This window comes from Micromonospora sp. LOL_023, from assembly GCF_048060115.1.
Taxonomy (GTDB): Bacteria; Actinomycetota; Actinomycetes; order Mycobacteriales; family Micromonosporaceae; genus Micromonospora_E.
In genome coordinates, this window is sequence record NZ_JBHMIM010000022.1 from 44,751 (window position 1) to 64,384 (window position 19,634).

Genomic DNA, 19,634 nt, shown 5'->3' on the forward strand with positions numbered 1-19,634 from the left:
TTCTCCAGGAACGGACCGCATCGCCATGCTTGCCATAGCCGCCAGTGAACTGATCCAGATCTTCCGCAACCGGCTCGTGCTGGTGACGAGTTTCATCATGCCCGTGGTGGTCAGCGGGTTCTTCATCTCCCGGCACGAGGCCTTCGCGACGCTGGGCAGCCTCGGGTACATCGCCGGGGTGGTGGTGTTCACCGTGGGCGCGTTCGGGCTCTACGCCACGACGGTGACCACGCTCGCCTCCCGCCGACAGAACCTCTTCCTCAAGAGGCTGCGTTCCACCACGGCGAGCGACCCGCAGATCCTCGCCGGACTGCTCACCCCGGCAACCGTCATCGCGCTGCTCCAGGTCACCGGGATCCTGACCGTACTGGGCGTGATCACCGGTCAGCCGGCGAACGTCCCACTGCTGGTGGCGGCCGTCGTCGCGACGTTGGCCATGTTGATCGGCCTGGGACTGGCCACGGCGGGGCTGACGAACTCACCCGAGCATGCCCAGGTGACCACGCTGCCGGTCAGTCTCGGCGTCATCGCCGTGACGAGCTGGGTGGGCATCACCGGCACCGAGAACCTCACCCTGCTCAAGCGGCTACTCCCCGGCGGCGCGGCCACCGAACTGGTCCTCGACGCCTGGAACGGTGGCGTCGCGGTGACCGATTCGCTGATCCTGCTGGCGCCCACCCTGGGCTGGGTCGTCGTCGCCGTCGCGCTGGCCGCCCGACTCTTCAGCTGGGAACCCCGCCGCTGACGACACCCGCTCAGATCTCAGTACGTCAGCCCGTGGCCGTAGCGGAACAGCGGGTACGGGTCGTCGAACGGGGCGTCCGGCTGACCGGCGAGCACCACCTGCTGGCTGCGCGGCAGGTCGAACGGCAGCCGGCCGGCCGGGGTCGCCTGCCCGGCGAGCACGTCGACCAGGGCCGCGTCGTCGACCCCGAAGCTGACCAGCAGCGCGGCCACGCAACCGGCGAGTTCGGTGAGCACCGCCGGCCGGTCCAGGTAGACGTCCACCACGGTGGGCACCACCGCCGAGATCGCCCGCACCCGATCCATCGTGGCCGGCGAGAACTCCAACGACCCGGCGTGGAAGTATGCCTCGATCTTGCCGGTTCGCCGCTCGAACGGGGCGGGCAGCCGCAGCACCGCCACGTCGGCCTGGTGCGGGTCGGAGACGATCGTCCAGCGTGGCGACAGGGCCGCCCGCAGCGGGCCTTCGGCGTACACCCGCAGGCCGGCGGCGAGCGGCAGCCGGGCGTGGTCACCCGGTACGGCGTTGCGCAGCAGCGTCAGGCAGGCCCGCTGGGCGGCCAGCCCGTCGGCGCGGGCCGCCGAGTTGCCGACCTCCTGCTCGGCGCGTTCCGGGTCGACGTACCGGTGCTCGAACAGCCCGAGGCGTAGCTTGTCGCGCAGGATTCGGGCGGCCGAGGCGTCGATCTGCTCCTCGGTGACCTGACCGCCACGGACCAGGTCGACCACCAGGTCCGGGCGGGCCTCGCCGCCGAACTGGTCGACCCCGGCGTGCAGTGCGGTCCGCAGCCGAGCCGCCGGGTCGAGGTGTTCGACACCCCAGGCGCGGGCCGGCCGGTGCTCGCCCCGGAAACAGGCGTCGGTCAGCACCCCCCAGTCGGCGCAGATCACCCCGGTGAAGCCGAGTTGGCGGCGCAGCAGACCGGTCACCACCTCGTGGTTGAAGGCGAACGCGACCGGCGGCAGTTCGGTGCCGACCGGCATCCCGTAGCCGAGCATCACCTGGGCGGCACCGGCCCGGACCGCCGCCACGAACGGCGCCAGGTGGGCGGCAAGGCGACCACCCGGGTAGGCCTGCTCGGCGCCGTACCGGAAATGGGGGTCCTCGCCGGTGCGGACCGGGCCGCTGCCGGGGAAGTGCTTGACCAGCGCGGCGACGCTGCCCGGTCCGAGCTCCGGGCCTTGCAACCCGTCCAGGTACGCGACGGTCAGCCGACTGACCAGCTCCGGGTCCTCGCCGAACGTGCCCAGTACGCGTGGCCAGCGCGGCTCGGTCGCCACGTCGGCCTGTGGGTGCAGCGCGGCCCGGATGCCGACCGCCAGGTACTCGCGCCGGACGGTGTCGGCGTAGCGCCACACCAGCTCCGGATCGCCGATCGCGGCCAGCCCGAGCGGCTCCGGCCAGGTGGAGAAGACCCCGGCCAGCGCCGCCGTGTTGGGGTTGGCCGACCGGGCGTGCCGAGGGTCGGTGGAGATCGTCACCGGTACGCCGAGCCGGGTCGACGCGGCCAGGTCCTGCAGGTGGTTGTGCCAGCGGGCCAGGTCGGCGGCCGCAGCGGTGCCGACCAGGTTGACGTGGGTGATCCGCCGCTGCAGGACGAGTTCCTCGGCCGCGAGCAGTCCGGCGTCCGGGTCGGCGGCGGCCAGGGTGCCGCCCGGCCCGATGCCGATCATCGGGTGGAACAGCAGCCCCGCCTTCTCCGGCAGGCTCATCCGCGCCAGCAGTTCGTCCACCTGCTGCGGCTGCTTCGTCATGGTGGGCTGCTGGGTCACCGGACCGACGGTAGTGGTCGCGGCACGGTCGGTCGGGCGCTTTGGCCGGTGACCATCGGTTTGGGTGACCGGTGCCGGGGAAACCGCACGGCGGCACCGGTACGGGCGTGGCGGGTGGCCAGGGTGCGGGTACAGGGGGCGGGAGAGGCGCGATGGCGCGACGACGGGTGCTGGTCTTCAGCATTCCCAACGAGGGGCACCTGAACATCCTCAAGCGGCTGATCCGCAGCCACCGGGCCGAGCACAGTTTCCGGCTGGTCCTGGTGGACCGGCAGACCACCGCGCCCCGACTCGGCGACCTGGCCGGGCTGACCGTTGCGGTGCCCGGCTGCGCCGCCTTTGTCAACACCCCGGCCGACCGGGTGTTCGACCGGGCGTACCGGCTGCTCGACGAGTGCCTGGCGGCGGCCCGCAGCTTCGATCCGGACCTGGTGGTGTACGACTTCTGCGCGGTGGAGGGTCATCTGGTCGCGCGGCGACTCGGCGTGCCGGCGTGGAGTTCGGTGCCGGGCCTGGTCGGGCCGATGGACGACACCGACTATCTGGGCCGCTGTCTGCGGTCGCCGGCCAACGCCGTGGCGATCGAACACCTGGACCGGCGGTACGGCCTAGGCGTGGACCCGGTCACCGTGGAACTCGTCTCGAACAGTCTGCACCTGCCCGGTGACCTGAACGTTCTCTGGTCGTACCCGTCGGTGACACCGGCCGATTTCCGGACCAACCGGGCCTCGGACGGGTACCAGTTCGCCGGCTACCTCTCCGACGGCTGGCGACGGACGGACCGGCGCGGCGCGCGGCCGGTGATCTACCTGTCGTTCGGCACCGAGGTGCTGGACAACCTGTGGCACGCCGACCCGAAGCTGGTCGGTGCGTTGCGCCGGTGCGTCGCCGGGCTGGCCGGCCGCTGGGGCGGCGGCGACGTCACGGTGGTGTTCCCGACCCGGGGCCGGCGGATCCTGGACCGCTACCCGGCGAACTGGTCCGTCGAACACGCGGTCGACCAGCAGCAGGTGCTCAGCCGGGCCGACGTGTTCGTCACCCACGGCGGCAGCAACAGCTTCCACGAGGCGATCCTGGCCCGGGTGCCGATGGTGGTCGTGCCGTTCTTCGGCGATCAGCCGCTGGTGGCCCGGCAGGCACAGCGGCTGGGAATCGGCATCGACCTGGACGCGGGTGCCTGCACCGACCGGGACGCGCCGCACCGGCTGCTGGACGCCGGCTGCGCGGACCGGATCGCCGACGCGGTGTCGCGGGTCCTCGAGGACCGGTCCTACCGGGAGAATCTGGCCGGACTGCGGTTGTCCGCCGCGCCGCTGCCGGTCTGACCGGCCTGGCTCGCGGTCTGACCTGTCCGGCGCGCGGCCTGTTCAGCTTGGGAGATCCGCCACGCGGCGTTGATCAGACCAATGTGCGACAGCCCCTGCGGGAAGTTGCCGATCAGGCTGTCGTCGCTGCGCAGGACCTCCTCGGAGAGCAGGCCGAGATCGTTGGCGCAGCTGGTGACCCGGTCGAACACCTGCCGGGCCCGGTCCGGCCGGCCGGCCAGGGCGTGTGCCTGGGCCAGCCAGTAGGAGCAGATCAGGAACGCTCCCTCGTCGCCGGCACCGGTCCAACGCTGCACCAGCCCTTCGTGGCCCAACTCCTGTTCGATGACGTCCACGGTCGACACGACGCGGGGATCGGTGCCGGGCAGGAAACCCACGATCGGCATGATCAGCACCCCGGCATCGAGGTGCGATGAGCCGAACGCACCGGTGAACGCCTGCCGGTCGGGGTTCCAGCCCTCGTCGAGGATCGCGGCTCGGACGTCCTCGCGGGCCTGTCGCCAGCGGGGCAGCTCGGTGCCGGTGTCGGCGTCGAGCAGCTCGGCCAGCTGCACTGCTCGGTCCAGGGCCACCCAGCACAGCAGCTTCGAGGTGACGTAGTGCCGGTCGCCTTCACGGCCTTCCCAGATTCCGGCGTCCGGCTCGGTCCAGCGGGTCGCCGCCCGGTCGGCCAGCGACCGCAGGAAGTCGGCCGTGCCGGGGGAGATGTCGGCCAGCTGGTCCCGCATGATCCAGGCGCTGTGCAGCACTTCGCCGAGTACGTCGAGTTGCCGCTGCCGCCAGGCGTCGTTGCCGACCCGCACCGGCTGCGAGCCCTGGTAGCCGGCAAGGTGATCGAGGGTGTGTTCGGTGAGATCCCGTTCCCCGTCGACACCGAACATGACCGGTACGGGTTGTCCGACCGGCAGCTCCGTACCGTCGGCCGGGGCACCGCTGGAGTCGGCCATCCAGCCGAAGAACCGGTACGCCTCGTCGGGGCAGGCGGCCACCCACAGCGCCTGCATGGTGAAGGCACCGTCGCGCAGCCAGCCGAACCGGTAGTCCCAGTTGGCGGTGCCGCCGAGCTCCTCCGGTAGTGAGGTGGTGGCGGCGGCGACGACCGCACCGGTCGGCTGGTACGTCAACGCCTGCAGCACCAGTGCGCTGCGCCGTACCTGGTCGAGGTAGGGGCCCTGGTAGCCGCGGTGCAGCTCGTCCCAGGACCGCCAGCCGGCGATCGTGTCGGCCAACCCGGCCAACCCGGCCAACCCGGCCGGCCGGTCGGCTCTGGTGGGCTGGGCATCGGTGGGCTCGTGCCGTAGCGCGAAGCTGACGATGTCGCCGGCGGTGCGGGTGAACCGCGCGGTCACCGCTCCGTCGACGGCGACCAGCGGTACGTCGCCGGTCAGCACCAGCCGGTCGCCGCCGCCGACCAGCTCGACGGCACAGCCCTGCCCGAGCGCCCCGGTGTCCAGCCGGGTGGCTGTCGGGGTGACCATGCCGTACCTGGGGCGGGCCACCAGCTCGACGGCGACCTCCACCGTGCCGCTGATTACCTCCACCTGGCGCAGCAGTTGGTGCGGGGAGCCGAGTCCGATGCGGTGGCCGCGCTCGCCGGGACCCAGCGCGAGCGCGTCGGTGACCCGCAGCTGCCCGTCGCCGGTCCGGAAGTCGGTCTGCACCACCATGGTTCCGTCGAGGTAGCGGCGGGTGGCGGTGTGCTCGGCGACCGGGGCGATGGACCAGTGCCCGGCCTGCGGATCGAGCAGCCGGGCGAACACGCTCGGGGCGTCGAACCGGGCCGGGCACCACCAGTCGACGGAACCCGCCAGTGAGACCAGGGCAGCACCTTGGCAGTCACTCAGCAGCCCATAGCCGGCGATATCGGTCATCCGGCCGGCTACCCCGCTCGGCCGTGATCATGCCATCGGGGGTGGCGGAAGGTGGGCCACCGTGTGGCGGTGCGGATCTTCGCGGCTTCAGGGTCCAGGCTCGGCACCGAACTGGTCGACTCGGCCGGAGCGCAGGAACACCAGGTAGTGGGTGAGGGTGCCGGCCGCGTCCAGGGTGCCGTCGGGTAGCGCGACGCGTTCGTAGCTGAGCAGCCGGCCGGTGGCGGTGTCGACCACGACCGTGTCGCGGACCGCTGCGCCGTCCATCGTCCCGGTCGCGCTGATCGCCACTCCGGAACGTCCGGCGCGGTCCAGCACCGGACCGTGGATGTACAGGTCGGCGTCGGCGAGGACACCCAGTACGGCGGCGCGTTGTAGTGGTGACAGGTCGTGGAAGCGGTAGAGGCCGACCACGGATCGCAGTACCGCCTGGGGGCCTTCGTCGAAGGGCTGTTCCTCGGCGAGCTGGCCGGCGAGGACGGTCCGGTCCTCGGCTGGATCGGCCACCGCGACCCCGAGGGCGCCCGGCTGGTAGGTGAACACGTCCGGGGTCGACTCCGGCGCGGCGGGATCGGTCCGCACCGCCTGGCCGGACCGGTCGGCGGCCCACCAGAGACGTTGGTCGTACCCGCCGATCGGCTGCCCGGTCGCGGGGTCGGCGGCCCACCACGTCTGCAGGTGCACGTACGTGTACCGACCGGTGGACGCCGTGGCCGGCAGGGTGGCCACGTAGCGGGCGATGCTGGCGAGCTGGTGGCGGGCCGGGGTGACACCCCGCCCGGCGGTCACCGGGGCCGGCGGCCGCGAGCCGGGCTCGCCCGGTCCGGCCGAGTCGGGCCCGGTGGGCTCCGGCGCGGTCGGACCACCAATACCGTCCGGGCGTAGCGTGCCGATCCCACCGACCAGCAACATTAGGACGGCGGCCACGGAGACCGCCGGACCCCAGCGTCCGAACCGTCGCCAGAGCGGCAGCCGGTGCTGGCGTGGCCAGCGGGACCACCATCTGGTCGTCGCGCGGCTCATCCGTCGCTCGTGGGCGATCGTGAGCAGGTGCGTGACGTCGATCTCCGGGGGTGCCGGGACCCGTCCGGGTCTGCGCAACAGTACCCGGGCGGCCAGTTGCACCATCTCGTCCCGGCGGAACTCGTCCTCTGTCCATTCGTGATCCATCGGGTCACTCCCTTCCGCGTGCCGATGTGCTCCGCCAGGCCTGCCGGTGGTGCGCCTCGTCTCGCAATCTGTGCAGCGCGCTGCGGGTCCGGTACAGCGACTGCCGCACCGCTTCCGGGCTCATCCGGAGCATCGCCGCGATGTCCGCCGTGCTGACGTCGGAAATGGTGAGCCGTAGGCACTCCCGATCCTTCGCGCTGAGTCTGCGGCAGAGCCGTAGGACGTCCTGCCGCAGTTCGCTGGCGCCGATGTCACCGTCGTTGCTGACCACCAGCGACAGCGCGGCCGACTGCCAGGCCTGGCGGGCCCGCTGATCCCGGACCCGGTGTTTGTCGGCCATCCGGCTGGCCACCCGGTACAGCCAGGCCTTCGGATACTTGATCTGGTGGCCAGCCCTGCGGTACTCCCAGGCCTTGATGAATGTCTCCTGCAGAAGATCTTCGGCTGCTCCGGTGTCGCCGAGCCGCTGAACCAATACCGTCCACAGCAGAGATCGATGTTCTCGTACCAGCTCTGCGAGCCAACCGTCGATCTCTGCCGCATCCTCTGCGTCCACAACGCTCCTTGCTACTTGTCTCGGCGGTGCCGCTGCGGCCGGGGGCGCCGGAACCGGCGCCCGCCATATAAGAGGCGTCAGAGTGCCCGATCGTGATGAAAAAATCTTGTCGATCTTGGCCGAATGTTCCAGTATCTGGACCATGAAACATGCACGGTTTACGTGTTGATCATTGGTTCGGAGGATCGGCAGGTCAACTGTCGAGACGGAAAAGAGATCGGTTCTCATATATTGACCTGTGCCCATGTGCTGATCGAGGTGCAGTCCTCGATGCTGTCGGGGTGCGAACGTCAAACTTTCTTGATTGTTCGCGGAAGGCCTAGATTGTCGCCGATCAGTAAAATGACATGCACCGATCAGCTGGACGACAGTCGCGGAGGTCGCCATGACGTACCCGAATCTGATTCGAAACCCCGCCCGCCCTTTGGCCCGGTGGAGCGTCTCGGTCGCGCTGATCCTGGCCCTGCTCCTCGCTGGTGCGCCAGCGGCGGGGAATGCCGGCCCGAGCGGCGAACCGGCGGGCGGGGACCCGATCGAGCAGCTCATCGAGGCGTACCTGGCCGCCCACCCCGGTGGCGTCCGGATCAACGACACCGAGCTCGCCTACGACGGCGGGACGTTCATCGTCGGCGTCGCTCCGTCGACCGGTGTCGCCATGTTCGCCGCCCCGGACTGCCCGGGTGGGTGGTACTGCTTCTACGACGGCACCAATTACGCCTACCCCCGGGGGCGGCTCAGCGACTGTGGGTGGCAGGACCTGGGGAACTGGGGGTGGCGCAACCGTATCGAGTCGGCGCACTACAACCTCAGCTACGGCAACACGACGTTCCTCGACGAGACCGGCGCGACCGACACCAAGCTCTTCGTGATCAGCACCGCCGCCCGGACGGTCGCCGACGTCAGCCCGCACCGCAACCGCGCCGACTACGTCTACCGCGCCTGCAGCTGACCGTCCACTCGACTCCGGGCGCCCACTCGACTCAGGCCGCCGCCGCCGCAGCCGTCGTCGCCGTCGATGCGCTGTGCGCGGACGGTGACCGCAGGCAATGGACAAATGTAGGGAATCGCCCCTGTCAAGAGCCTCTGGGCTGACCTAAGGTCGGGATGTTCCCCGACCATCACCCGCCCGCCGGACCTCGACCGATCGACCCCCAACAGTGCCGCGGGACTGTCTCGTAAGGATCGTATGGTGTCCCGTACCCCTGTACTACGCCTGGCCACCGTGGCGCTCGCGGTGGCCGTCACCGCCGGCCTCGGCGTCGCGTCCGCCGGCCCGGCCACCGCTGTCGCCAACGGCGAGATCGTCCCGCAGGGCAAGTACCAGTTCTCGGTCAAGCTGACCGCGACCGGCATTCCGACGGCCGACGGCGGCCGCCGAAACAGCGCCTGCTCAGGAGCGCTCGTCGCGCCGCAGTGGGTCGTCACCGCCGGGCACTGCTTCCGGGACCTCAACGGCGTCCGGGTCGAGCGGACCGTCGCCGACCTGACCACCGCCACCGTCGGTCGGGCGGACCTCAGCGGGAGCCACGGTCAGGTCGTCACGGTGGTCGCCGTACGCCAGTCGCCCACCAACGACCTGGCGCTGGCGAAGCTGGAGCGGCCGGTACGGCACATCAAGCCGATCGCCCTGGCCCACCGGCCGCCGGCGGTCGGGGACCTGCTCCGGCTGACCGGCTACGGGGCGGTCTCCTCGGTCGACCCGGTGCCGTCCACGGTGCTGCGCACCGGACTGGTCGCGGTCACCGACGTCGGCACCGACACGATCGGGGTGACCGGGCACTACCCGCAGCGGGACACCGGCGCGTGCCTGTACGACTCGGGCGCGCCCTACTTCGTCGACCCGCCGCACGGCAAGCCCCGGCTCGTGTCGATCGAGAGCGACGGGCCGGCCTGCCCGCACACCGACATCGAGATCACCTCCCGGGTCGACAACATCGCCGACTGGATTCACCAGATCATCCGGGGCTGATCGACGCCTCCGCGAGCACCGGCCCCGGGCAGAGTGATGGTGACCCGGGTGCCGGTGCCGCTGAGGTCCAGGACGAGCCGACGCGCCATCCGGTTGATCAGATTCAGGCCGCGCCCCCGGTCGGAACCGTCCTGCGACTGGCCCCGCCAATGACCCCGGTCGGTCACCTCGATCCGCACCTGTCGCCGGTCGAGCAGGGTCACCCGCAACGCGACCGGTCCGGCCGGCTGCGAGTGGTACGCGTGCTCCAGCGAATTGATCAGCGCCTCGTTGCAGGTGGCCAGCAGCGCGTCGACCTGGTCAGGATGCAGGCCGTGCTTGGCCGACCAGTCCCGCAGCGCCCGCCGCGCGGCCGACAGGTCATCCGGTGAGGTCAGGGTCAGCCGCAGCGCCAGCGAGTTGGCCGTACCGGCCGGCAACCCACCGAGATGTACGCACGCGACCACGGTGTCGTCGGTGATCGCCTGACCGTCGGTCATCGCGTCGAGCAGCCGGTCGCACCAGACCTGCGGGTCCACGCCGGTCAGCTGGGCGGCGGCGCGGTTCAACCGGTCCAGCCCGGCATCGATCACCTGGTCGCGGCGCTCGACCAACCCGTCGGAGTACCAGACGAGCATCGCCGAGGAGGGCACCACCGTCTGGGCCTGGGTCCGTGGCCGCCCGGTCAACCGCAGCGGCAGCGAACGGGCGTCGGTCAGGTAGCGGGCGGCACCGTCCGCCACCAGCAGCGGCGGTAGATGCCCGGCACAGGTGTAGGTGAGCAACCGGTCGGTCGGGCTGTACTCGGCGTACCCGACGGTGGCGAAGTCGGCGCCGGCGATGGTGTGGCAGGCGGTGTCGAGCGCTTCGAGGACCTCGACCGGTGAGGCGCCGGTCTGCGCCACCGAACGCAGCGACTGCTGCAGGCGGCCCATGGCGATCGCCGACGCCAGGCCGTGGCCGACGACATCGCCGACGGCGATGCCGACCCGGTTGCCGGGTAGCTCGAACACGTCGTACCAGTCGCCGCCGACGTCGCGGCCCCGCTCCGCCGGCCGGTAGCAGACGGCGGCCGTGACACCGGGCAGATCGGCGGAGATCTCCGGCAGCAACGCGCTCTGCAGCTGATGCGCGGCCGCGTGCTCGGCCTCGTACAGCTCGGCGCGCTCGACCGCCTGGCCGGCGAGTTCGGCGAGCGTCTGCGCGATCGAAGCGACCTCCGGGGTGATGGCGTTGTCGTGGTCGAAACCGAACGCCAGCGCACCGAGGCAGCGGTCGCCGACCCGGATCGGGACCACCAACAGGCTGCGGGTGGCGATGTGCGAGTGGACCTGGGCGAGCGCCGGGTAGCGGGCGGTGATCGCGCCGACCGTCGGCAGCCGGATCGGTTGTGCGGTGCGGACCGCGTCGACGATCGGCAACCGGCCCGGCTCGGTCAGCGACACCTCGACGCCGCGACCGGCGACCAGCTCCGGCGTGGCCGACGTGGCCCAGGTCCGCAGACACCCGCCGGTCTGCTCGACCAGAGCCACCGCGCCGTGGTCGGCCACCAGCCCCACGCCCTGGTCGACCAGCACCCGGATGACCTGCTCCGACGTCGCGGCGGTGGCCAGTCCGGCGGTGACGTCCTGCAGCGCCTGCAGCCGTCGGCGGGCGGCCACCTCCCGTCGGGACTCGGCCTGCGCCCGATCCCGTTCGGCGACCGCGATCGCCAGGGCCCAGGCCCCGAGCACCACCACCGCCAGGTAGACCTGAAGGGACGCGGCTTCCAGCCGGGGTCGGTCGACCAGCGCCGCCCACGGCCCGTGTCCGGCCGCGCTGAGCAGGTTGGCGGTGAACGCCATCACGAATCCGGCGGCTCCGACGGTCGCGACCCGACCCCGGAAGCCGACCGCGAGCAGCACCGGGACCGGCAGGTAGGCCAGCGGGACGCTGCGGGGCCAGAAACCGACGGTGGTCAGCAGGCCGGTGACGGCCAGCGTCGCACCACCTCGGGTCAGCTGCCAGAAGCGGATGCGTCCGCGCAGCGAGTCGAGTCCGACCAGGGCGGCACCGAGGGTGACTACGGCCAGGCCGTCGCCGGCCCAGAACTGACCGAACGCCGCCCACCAGCCCGACCGCATCGTCAGGACACTGGTGCTGGCCCCGATCACGGCCCCGGCCGCCGGGCCGGCGACGACGGCACAGAGCAGGAACGCGATCGCGTCGCGGTACCGGGTCAGGTCGATCCGCTCGGGCAGAGTCCGGCGCAGCAGAGTGGCGCCGACCAGCGGCTCGACCACGTTCGTCACCACGAAACCGGCTGCGCTCAGCGGATCGAGTCCCTGCCCCATGTCGATGCCGAACTCGGCGGTGCCGGCCGCGCCGAGGATCCACGGCCAGTGCCGGCGTCGGGCCAGCACCAGCGCGCCGAGGGTCACCCCGGCCGGGGGGAAGAACACCGCTCCGACGGCCGAGGCGTGGAACAGCAACCAGGAGCAGCCCGACCCGAGCGTGTACGCGGCAGCGACGGCGAGGGCGATCAACGCGGACGCGCGGACCTGACGGATCCGATCCGGTCGCCGGCCCGTCGGCTGGCCGGCCACTGGTGTCATGTGAGCTACTTTTACATGCCCGGCCGAGCGCGCCCAAGTGCGCGATCAGGTCCGGCGAGTTGCCGTGCAGGGCGGCGGCCGGCGCGTCACTGGTGCCGGCTGCGCCAGCTGGTCTCCTCGCCTTCCAGCGCCTGCTGCTCGGCGAGCCGGCTGTTGCGCAACTCCTGGCGCTGGCCACTGTTGCGGCGGTTCTCGACGATCGTCGCGGTGAGGACGACGAGGCTGAGCAGCGCGAGTGCGAGCAGCGGCGGCATCCGCTCGGCCAGTGGCAGCAGGACACCGAGGACGACGACCGGTGCGACGGAGACCGCGTGGACCATGCGGATGGTGCGGGCCTGGAAGGCGAGCAGCGCGAGCAGGTAGAGCAGTACCCCGCCGTACAGCACCCGAAGGTGGATCGGTTCGAGCACGGCTGGTTCCGCGTTGTTGGAGAGGCTGGCCAGGTGGGCGAGCACCTGTTTGATGCCGAGGGCGAGCAGGATGATGCCGAAGACCATCGGGAAGTGCAGCAGGGTGTACGCGTCGCGGGCCAGCCGGAGCCGGGCGACGCCGTGCGTACGGTGCAGGATCTGTTCGGCCGCGATCGACCGGGCATCGAAGTAGGTCCACCAGAGCGCGCAGATGAGGGCGATGCCGAGGACGGCCGCGCCGATCAGCGGCACCATCAGTGGCGCGCCGCCCAGCAGGTCGGCACCGATGCCGAGGGAGATGACCGATTCGCCGAGGGCGATCAGGACGATCTGGGCGTGGCGTTCGGCCCAGTGCCCGGCCGAGACCATGGTGAGTACCTTCGTGGGCAGTACCGCCAGGTAGGCGATGGCGATGGCCGCCACCCAGAGGCAGATGAACGCGGCGAGTTCGGCATCGCCGCCCAGGCGCGGTGGCAGCAGGGCGGCCAGCACCAGCAGTACGGTGCTGAACAGCAACGCCGGAGTGGTGCGCCACCAGATGGACCGCAGCGACGGCAGCCTTTGGGCGGCGTACCGCAGCGCGAGGATCTCCAGCACCCAGATCAGGCAGTAGCACGCCGGGAAGACGAGTTCACTGGGTACGGACCATGCCACGCTCGGCGGTGGCGAAGCGGCGTCGTCGCTGGATTCGGGCAGGATCGCCACGGACACGAAGATCGCGGTCATGATCGCGAATCCGAGGATCGGCATGATGCCCTGGTCGGCGCGCAGGTTGTTGCCGAGCACGGCGAACCGGGACCAGACCAGCCAGAGCACGGCGAGCAGGAAGAAGATGCCGAGTAGCCCACCCACGTCCAGGCTCTCGACGGTGAGCGTGTTGAGGTGGATGAAGGCGAAGACGAACACCAGGTCGAAGAAGAGCTCCAACCTGGTGACCTTTGCCCCGGGTGCTGCTGGCTGGACGCGGACCGCCGCTGCGCCTTCGCCGCTCACGACCTAATTATGCGGATTAGCTGGTCTTCTGCGGTTATTACACCAGGAATGTCAACTTCTGCCCTTCGGGCCGAGGTCGCGCTCGGTCCGGAGCACTGCCTGCCGGCCGGCGGCGGAGCTTCCGCCGCCGGCCGGAAGAGCAGGGCGGGTCGATCACCGCACCGGGTACTCGACCAGGTAGACCGGTGACCCGACCCGGGCCATGTCCGCTGCCTCGCCGACGCCGTTGACCACGTGGTCGATCACTCCGGCGCTGAGGTTGACGGTCATGATGTGGTGCAGGCGCACGCCCGGTCGAACCGGCACCTCGAACCCGTTGCGGGTGCGGATCGACGGGTCGTTCTGGTTGAACACGTACACCCCGCCGCCGTGCAGCGTGTGGTGCCGTACGTGATCGCCCACCTTGTAGCCGGCCCAGCCGGGGCTTTCGCCGTTCATCCAGTCTGCCTGTGCCGGCGGGTCGTAGGGCAACTCGTTCTGATACAGGACCGTCCGGCCGTGCTCGCCGTTCCACACCGTGTTGTACCGCTGGAAATGCTCGACGAACAGCCCGGTCGCGGTGACGTGGTCGCCGTTGACCACCACTCCGTACCGGCCGGTGTTGGTGTGCCAGCGGTCGGTGTCGCCGTTGACGCCCTCGGTGAAGCCCTCGACGCCGTGGTCGGCCCGCCACACCCAGGTGTGATCGATCAGCACATGATCACTGTTGATCTCCAGCGCGATGTCGGTCCGACCGACGTGGGGTCCGCCGACCCGGAAGTACACATCCGACAGGGTGATCGGGTTGCGGGCGGTGCTGCTGCTGCGGCCATGCTTGGCACCGACCCGCAGCAGCACCGGGGACTCGCGCTCGCCAGCGTCGATCGTCACCCCGGCCACCACGACGCCAGGCACTGCGGCGACGTCGAGCGGGACGGCACCGTGGCGGGCGGTCAGCGTGGCGTGGCCGATGCCGAGGACGACCGTGTCGGGTCGCCGGACCGCGATGCTGCGTTCGATGTCGTACACCCCCGGGGTGAGCAGCAGGTGCCGGCCGCGGGCGAGTTGCCTGTTGATCACATGGACCGGGTCGGCCGGGGTGGCCACGAAGAAGTCACGGACCGGGATCGTCCGCCCCGGTGTCATCCCGTCGCCCCACGAGATGCCCCGGCTGTCGCGCTGCACGGCGGGCACCCGGACCTGGTAGGCGCCCCTGGAGTCGACGAACAGGTAGGGCTTCTCCCGGCGTAGCGGCGTCGTCTCCAGCGTGGTGTACGGCGGGTCGGGGAACGCCGTGTCGGCCGGCGCGCCGACGACCCCGGCGAAGACCTGGTTCCAGACGCCGTTGGACCAGCTCTCGATCTCGCTGTTGCGGGTCAGCCACTGCTGCTGGGATCCGTTGGTGGTCGCCGGCAGCCGGGAGTCGGCGATGAATCCGCCGCTGGCGTACTGTGGGCCGGCCGTGCAGTAGTCCATCAGCGACAATCCGCCGCCGCTGACATCGACGCGGCGCATCGACACCGCCTGCGAGACCGCCCAGAAGTTCGCCGACGAGCGGCATTCGTCCTGGCCGGTCGCGTCGACGCGCAGCGACAGGTTCGACAACGTACGCCAGAAGTTGACCAGCGCGATGCAGTTGGCGGTGCCACCCTCGGTCAGGCAGCGGTTGTAGGCCTCGATCTTGCCGTTGATCACGACGTCGGTGGGTGTGGCGCCCAGCCCGGCGATCTCGGTGTAGTAGCCGACCTTGATGTGCAACGGCTGCTCGGCGGTGCCGTAGCTGCCGGGCAGGAAGAGGAACGCGTACCGCTGCCGGCCCATCTCGTTGTCGACCTGGTCGGCGTGTACGGCGTCCAGACTGGCCTGGATCCGACTCACCGGCATGCCGGGATGGAAGATCGTGACCTGCGAACCGAGGTCGGTCCTGCCGGGCCGGTTCGGCGGGCCGGCGGAGGCGGAGGTGCTGGCGACGGTGGCGGCGATGGTCGCCAGCGTCAGACCGAGGGTGACCGCCCGGCGGGTCGTGTCATGTCGGGCGTGGTGTCGTCGGAACATGCCGCTCGTCCTTCCCACTGCGCCCCGGGTCGGCCGGGAGGCAGCGCGGTGGAGTGGATGGGTGGGGCGTGAGAGCGCTCTCCCGTTTGGTGGCCGAAACGACCACAGGCGATCTCGGGTTGCCCTGTTTCTACCCTGTGAATCAGTCTTTGGCCATGGCTGCTCGCCGGCTCGTCGGACTCGAACCCGAGTGCACCGTTGCATATACCACATCGGGGTAGGGGTACCATTCGTACCCGAGCTGCGAGCGCGAGGAGGCGACGATGTCTGTCAGTAGCTATGCCGTCGAGGGAATGACCTGCGCGCACTGCGTCGCATCGGTCACCGCTGAGGTCGGCAAGATCGCCGGGGTCACCGGGGTCTCGGTCGACCTCGCCGGCGGGCAGCTCACCGTGCGCAGCGAACCGGCGGTGAGCGACGAAGCAGTCGCCGAAGCGGTCGAGGAGGCCGGCTACCAGGTCGTCGCCGGCTGAGCTGCACGCCGCTCGTACGCCGGCTGAGCTGCACGCCGCTCGTACGCCGACTGTCTGTCAGCCGCGCGTCAGTCGACCGGGTCTGCCGGCTGGAACCGGCGTAGCCGCAAACTGTTGGTCACCACGAAGATCGACGACAGGGCCATCGCCGCACCGGCGATCATCGGGTTGAGCAACCCGGCGGCGGCCAACGGCAGGCCGGCGACGTTGTAGGCGAAAGCCCAGAACAGGTTCCCCCGGATGGTACGCAGCGTACGGCGCGACAGCCGGATCGCGTCGCCGACGGCCAGCACGTCACCGCGTACCACGGTGACGTCGGCCGCCTCGATCGCCGCGTCGGTCCCGGTGCCCATCGCCAGACCGAGATCGGCCTGGGCGAGGGCGGCGGCGTCGTTGACCCCGTCGCCGACCATGGCGACGACCTTGCCGTCGGCCTGCAACTGCCGCACGGCATCGACCTTCCCGGCGGGCAGCACGCCGGCGATCACCTCGTCGATGCCCACCGCTTCGGCGACCTTGCCGGCGACCGTGGCGTTGTCGCCGGTCAGCAGGACCGGAGTGAGACCGAGGCGGCGCAGTGCGGCGACCGCCTGGCGGCTGGTCGGCTTCACCACGTCGGCGACGGCCAACACGCCACGTACCTGCCCGTCCCAGCTGGCGGCGATCGCGGTCCGCCCGGCCGCCTCGGCGTGTGCGATCGCGTCGGCGAGACCGGCCGGCATGCTCAGGCCCTCGTCGGTCAGCAGGCCCGGCCGGCCGGCCAGCACCGTACGGCCGTCGGCCGTGCCACGGACGCCGAGCCCGGCCAGGTTGGCGAACCCGGTCACCGCCGGCAGCACACCGGCCCGCTCCTCGCCGCCCGGCACGTCGTTGGCCGGCAACTCGTTGGCCCGATCCTCGGCGGCGAGTGCGATCGCCCGGGCGATCGGATGCTCCGAGGCCGCCTCCACCGCCCCGACGAGCCGCAGCAGCTCGTCGCGGTCGGTGCCGGCGGCGGGTACGACGTCGACCAGGGTCATCCGACCGGCGGTCACGGTGCCGGTCTTGTCCAGCAGGACGGTGTCGACCCGCCGGCTGGACTCGAGAATCTCCGGACCCCTGATCAGGATGCCGAGCTGGGCACCGCGCCCGGTGCCGACGAGCAACGCGGTCGGCGTGGCCAGACCGAGGGCGCACGGGCAGGCGATGATCAGTACGGCGACCGCTGCGGTGAACGCGACGGTGGGCCCGCTGCCGGTGCCCAGCCAGTACCCGAGGGTACCGACCGCCAGCGCGATGACGATGGGCACGAACACGCCCGAGATCCGGTCGGCGAGCCGTTGGACGGCCGCCTTGCCGGTCTGTGCCTGCTCGACGAGGCGGGCCATCTGGGCGAGCTGGGTGTCGGTGCCGACCCGGGTGGCGGTCACCACCAACCGACCGCCGGCGTTTACCGTCGCGCCGATCACCGGATCTCCCGGCGCCACCTCGACCGGGACGGACTCACCGGTGACCATGCTGGCATCGACCGCCGAAGACCCACTGCTGACCGTGCCGTCGGTGGCGATCTTCTCGCCGGGGCGGACGACGAACTGGTCACCGACGACGAGCCGGTCGATCGGCGTCCGGGTCTCCCGGCCGTCGCGCAGCACGGTGACCTCCTTGGCACCGAGCTCCAGCAGCGCCCGCAGCGCCGCCCCGGCACGCCGCTTCGCGCGGGCCTCGACGTAGCGCCCGAGCAGGATGAACGAGGTCACCCCGGCGGCCACCTCGAGGTAGATGTTCGCGGCACCCATGCTCCGGTCGACGGTGAGGCTGAACGGGTGGGTCATCCCCGGGACCCCGGCGTCGCCGAGGAACAGCGCCCACAGCGACCAGCCGAGGGCGGCGAGCGTGCCTATCGACACCAGTGTGTCCATCGTCGCCGCACCGTGCCGCAGATTGGTCCACGCGGCCCGGTGCAGCGGCAGGCCGCCGTACACCACGACCGGGGCGGCCAGCGCCAGCGAAGCCCACTGCCAGTAGGTGAACTGCCAGGCCGGCACCATCGCCAGGAAGATCACCGGGATGCTCAGCGCCACCGACACCCGGACCCGGGTGAGCAGTGGAGTCAACTCGTCCGGGTCAGCCGGACCGTCGGCTCGGGTGGATCGTCCGTCCGCCTCGGTGGCGGACGCCTGCGGTACGGGTGGCAACGTGGCGGTGTAGCCGGTGCGTTCGACGACGGCGATCAGCTCGTCCGGGGTCACCGCCGGGTCGGCGACGGTCACGGTGGCCTTCTCCGTCGCGTAGTTGACCGTGGCGGTCACCCCGTCGACCCGGTTGAGCTTCTTCTCGATCCGGGCGGCGCAGGAGGCGCAGGTCATCCCGCCGATGACCAGCTCGATCCGGGTCCCGACGGCGGGACTGCCCGCTTCGGTGCCGTGCATGAGTCGCTCCTCAGCCATGGTCGTGGGTCTGGTCGGGCCCGTCGGCGGCTGCGGTGAGCTCCACCGAACGCACCGAGTCGGCGTGCCGGAACTCCAGGAAGAGTCGGTAGCGACCGGCGTCCGGTACGTCGGCGTGGAAGGTGAGCTCGGGCCCGGCCGCTGTCCGCCCGTCGTCGGGGGCGCCGTCGGGATGTACGTGCAGGTACGCCAGGTCCGCCTCGCGCAGCACGACGAGGTGCCCGTACGCGCCGAGGTGCGGTTGCAGGTCGCCGACCGGGGCGCCGGCGCGGCTGATCCGCATGGTGAGCCGGCTCGATCCGCCAGGGAGGAGGTCACCGGTCCACTCGACGCGGTACCCGTCGACCTCGACGGCTGGCGTCGGTGCCGGCAACGGGCGTGGTTGGTAGTTGCCGGCGACGGCCAGGTCCACGCCCAGGGTGAGCCCGTGGTCCAGTGCGGCGGGCTGGAAGTCGGCGAAGACCCGGTACTGCCCGGCCTCGGGGAGGGTCAGTGACTGCGACCAGGTGCCGGCCGGGTCGAGTTCGGGGTGCAGGTGCTGGAAGCCGCTGAGGTCGCGGCGTACCACGATCAGGTGCAGGTCACGTTCGTGGGTGGTCGAGAAGTTGGTGACCGGTCGACCGTCGGGCCCGGCGATGTGGAACCGGTACTCGGTCGGTGTGTCGGCCGGCACCGCGCTGGTCTGGGGGACCAGTCGGTATCCGGCGGCACCGGCCAGCAGCCCGGCCGCGGCTGGGTCGGTGGTCGGGTGGCCCCCGGCGGTGGTCGGGTGGCTCTCGTGGCCCCCGGCGGCCGCCGGCTCGACCGAGGCCCCGGTCAGCTTGCCGAGACCGATCGCGCTGACGAAGACACCGGCCAGCGCGAGTCCGTACAGACCCAACCGTACGGGTGTGGAGGTCATCGCTGCGTACCGCCTTGTGGTCGCTTGCCCGTTCTGCTCGCTTGCCGGCATACCCCGGTAGGGTTTCCTGGAGCAACCTACCATACCCTCGGGGGGTATTTACGGGTCAGCCGCGCTTCATCAGCCGCCCCACGGCGGCCATCATCTCGGTGGCCATCTCCTGCGCCCGGCCCTCGGCGGACCCTTCCTGCATGCAGTGCCGGGCATGCCCGTCGAGCAGGCCGAGGGCGACCTTGTCCAGGGCGGCCTGGATGGCCGAGATCTGGGTCAGCACGTCGATGCAGTAGCGATCCTCATCGACCATGCGCTCGATGCCGCGCACCTGCCCCTCGATGCGGCGCAACCGGGCCTGCAGCTGGTCCTTCGAGGCGGTGTAGCCGCGAACTGGTTGGCTGGTCATTGCCCCAGGTTAGCAA

At 71.0% G+C, this 19,634-nt stretch carries 15 protein-coding genes; 5 read left to right on the top strand and 10 right to left on the bottom strand.

Features of this window, described 5'->3' with window-relative positions:
- Positions 1-25 precede the first annotated feature (25 nt).
- Positions 26-745, top strand: a complete 720-nt coding sequence (locus tag ACFHVL_RS14235) for an ABC transporter permease (protein WP_416628234.1) — start codon at positions 26-28, stop codon at positions 743-745.
- 17 nt (positions 746-762) lie between these two features.
- On the opposite strand, the gene ACFHVL_RS14240 is transcribed toward ACFHVL_RS14235, so the two are convergent.
- Positions 763-2,517 carry a glycoside hydrolase family 3 protein gene (locus tag ACFHVL_RS14240; protein ID WP_416628236.1) on the bottom strand — a complete coding sequence of 585 codons (1,755 nt, stop codon included), beginning with the start codon at positions 2,515-2,517 and terminating at the stop codon, positions 763-765.
- A 152-nt stretch (positions 2,518-2,669) separates the two neighbouring features.
- Between ACFHVL_RS14240 and ACFHVL_RS14245 the strand changes: the two genes are divergently transcribed.
- Positions 2,670-3,842, top strand: coding sequence for a glycosyltransferase (locus ACFHVL_RS14245; protein ID WP_416628238.1), 1,173 nt, complete (start codon positions 2,670-2,672; stop codon positions 3,840-3,842).
- Here ACFHVL_RS14245 and ACFHVL_RS14250 read toward each other — a convergent pair.
- From ACFHVL_RS14250 to ACFHVL_RS14260, 3 genes are all read right to left on the bottom strand, one after another.
- Complete coding sequence (locus ACFHVL_RS14250) at positions 3,788-5,713, bottom strand: glycoside hydrolase family 15 protein (protein WP_416628239.1); 1,926 nt, start codon at positions 5,711-5,713, stop codon at positions 3,788-3,790. The genes ACFHVL_RS14245 and ACFHVL_RS14250 overlap by 55 nt on opposite strands.
- Before the next feature lie 87 nt (positions 5,714-5,800).
- Positions 5,801-6,883, bottom strand: a complete 1,083-nt coding sequence (locus ACFHVL_RS14255; RefSeq protein ID WP_416628241.1) for a hypothetical protein — start codon at positions 6,881-6,883, stop codon at positions 5,801-5,803.
- A gap of 4 nt (positions 6,884-6,887) precedes the next feature.
- On the bottom strand, positions 6,888-7,667 hold the full coding sequence (locus ACFHVL_RS14260) for an RNA polymerase sigma factor (RefSeq protein WP_416628242.1): 780 nt from the start codon (positions 7,665-7,667) through the stop codon (positions 6,888-6,890).
- A gap of 157 nt (positions 7,668-7,824) precedes the next feature.
- Between ACFHVL_RS14260 and ACFHVL_RS14265 the strand changes: the two genes are divergently transcribed.
- Together ACFHVL_RS14265 and ACFHVL_RS14270 are read left to right on the top strand one after the other, a co-directional pair.
- The gene (locus ACFHVL_RS14265) at positions 7,825-8,388 is read left to right on the top strand and encodes a hypothetical protein (protein WP_416628244.1); all 564 of its coding nucleotides are present in this window, start codon (positions 7,825-7,827) and stop codon (positions 8,386-8,388) included.
- Between the two features lie 240 nt (positions 8,389-8,628).
- Complete coding sequence (locus ACFHVL_RS14270) at positions 8,629-9,408, top strand: S1 family peptidase (RefSeq protein ID WP_416628246.1); 780 nt, start codon at positions 8,629-8,631, stop codon at positions 9,406-9,408.
- Here the strand turns inward: ACFHVL_RS14270 and ACFHVL_RS14275 are convergent.
- The 3 genes from ACFHVL_RS14275 to ACFHVL_RS14285 all read right to left on the bottom strand — a co-directional run bounded on the left by ACFHVL_RS14275 (position 9,387) and on the right by ACFHVL_RS14285 (position 15,418).
- Entirely contained in the window at positions 9,387-11,981 is a 2,595-nt protein-coding gene (locus ACFHVL_RS14275; RefSeq protein WP_416628248.1) for a SpoIIE family protein phosphatase, read from the bottom strand. The genes ACFHVL_RS14270 and ACFHVL_RS14275 overlap by 22 nt on opposite strands.
- Positions 11,982-12,067: 86 nt before the next feature.
- Positions 12,068-13,384 (bottom strand): low temperature requirement protein A, encoded by a 1,317-nt coding sequence (locus tag ACFHVL_RS14280; protein WP_416628250.1) that lies wholly within the window; start codon positions 13,382-13,384, stop codon positions 12,068-12,070.
- A gap of 153 nt (positions 13,385-13,537) precedes the next feature.
- Positions 13,538-15,418 carry an adenylyl cyclase gene (locus ACFHVL_RS14285; RefSeq protein WP_416628252.1) on the bottom strand — a complete coding sequence of 627 codons (1,881 nt, stop codon included), beginning with the start codon at positions 15,416-15,418 and terminating at the stop codon, positions 13,538-13,540.
- 263 nt (positions 15,419-15,681) lie between these two features.
- On the opposite strand from ACFHVL_RS14285, the gene ACFHVL_RS14290 reads away from it, so the two are divergent.
- Complete coding sequence (locus ACFHVL_RS14290; protein WP_416628253.1) at positions 15,682-15,891, top strand: heavy-metal-associated domain-containing protein; 210 nt, start codon at positions 15,682-15,684, stop codon at positions 15,889-15,891.
- A 68-nt stretch (positions 15,892-15,959) separates the two neighbouring features.
- Here ACFHVL_RS14290 and ACFHVL_RS14295 read toward each other — a convergent pair whose 3' ends face one another.
- The 3 genes from ACFHVL_RS14295 to ACFHVL_RS14305 form a co-directional block, all read right to left on the bottom strand.
- Positions 15,960-18,299, bottom strand: a complete 2,340-nt coding sequence (locus ACFHVL_RS14295) for a heavy metal translocating P-type ATPase (protein WP_416628255.1) — start codon at positions 18,297-18,299, stop codon at positions 15,960-15,962.
- 10 nt (positions 18,300-18,309) lie between these two features.
- Entirely contained in the window at positions 18,310-19,218 is a 909-nt protein-coding gene (locus ACFHVL_RS14300; protein ID WP_416628257.1) for a hypothetical protein, read from the bottom strand.
- 106 nt (positions 19,219-19,324) lie between these two features.
- Positions 19,325-19,618 (bottom strand): metal-sensitive transcriptional regulator, encoded by a 294-nt coding sequence (locus ACFHVL_RS14305; RefSeq protein WP_416628258.1) that lies wholly within the window; start codon positions 19,616-19,618, stop codon positions 19,325-19,327.
- Positions 19,619-19,634: the final 16 nt, after the last annotated feature.